Origin of the sequence: Pseudomonas sp. EL_65y_Pfl1_R83, assembly GCF_963970695.1 — a bacterium.
GTDB classification, from domain to species: Bacteria; Pseudomonadota; Gammaproteobacteria; order Pseudomonadales; family Pseudomonadaceae; genus Aquipseudomonas; species Aquipseudomonas tritici.
This window is the reverse complement of the sequence record NZ_CAXAQI010000470.1, coordinates 1-439: the sequence shown is the minus strand read 5'-3', so window position 1 is coordinate 439 and position 439 is coordinate 1. Positions and strand designations below refer to the sequence as shown.

Sequence of the window (439 nt, the reverse complement as noted above, 5' to 3'; positions counted from 1 at the left end):
CTCGGTCGTCATCCACGGCTGATCGGGGCCGATCAGCAGCGCCAGATCCTTGGTCATGTGGCCGTTCTCGACGGTCTGGATGCAGACACGCTCGAGCGTCTCGGCGAATTGGGTCACCTCGGGGGTGCCGTCGAACTTGCCGCGATATTTCAGGCCGCCGGTCCAGGCGAAGATCGACGCGATCGGGTTGGTCGAAGTTGCCTTGCCTTGCTCGTGCTGGCGGAAGTGGCGCGTAACGGTGCCGTGTGCGGCTTCCGCCTCGACCGTCTTGCCATCGGGGGTGAGCAGCACCGAGGTCATCAGGCCGAGCGAGCCGAAGCCCTGCGCGACCTGGTCGGACTGCACGTCGCCATCATAATTCTTGCATGCCCAGACGAATTCGCCGTGCCACTTGAGTGCCGAGGCGACCATGTCGTCGATCAGGCGATGTTCGTAGACG

General features: G+C 63.8%; 1 protein-coding gene. It reads right to left on the bottom strand.

All coding sequences use genetic code 11. The features are described from left to right. Positions 1-439: isocitrate/isopropylmalate family dehydrogenase (locus AACY08_RS29875; protein ID WP_339472693.1), on the bottom strand; the 439-nt coding region annotated here is incomplete at both ends.